General features: G+C 53.3%; 1 rRNA gene. It reads right to left on the bottom strand.

The window, feature by feature from the left end:
* A 16S ribosomal RNA gene (locus KI210_RS08720) occupies positions 1–210 on the bottom strand; the annotation flags it as partial.

The following is a 210-nucleotide window of genomic DNA, read 5'->3' as shown; positions in this document are numbered from 1 at the left end:
TCAATTCCTTTGAGTTTCAACCTTGCGGTCGTACTCCCCAGGCGGAGTGCTTAATGCGTTAGCTGCAGCACTGAGAGGCGGAAACCTCCCAACACTTAGCACTCATCGTTTACGGCATGGACTACCAGGGTATCTAATCCTGTTCGCTACCCATGCTTTCGAGCCTCAGCGTCAGTTACAGACCAGAGAGCCGCCTTCGCCACTGGTGTT

Origin of the sequence: Lactobacillus corticis, from assembly GCF_018327645.1 — a bacterium.
Classification (GTDB): Bacteria; Bacillota; Bacilli; order Lactobacillales; family Lactobacillaceae; genus Lactobacillus; species Lactobacillus corticis.
This window is presented reverse-complemented; position numbering and strand designations above follow the sequence as displayed.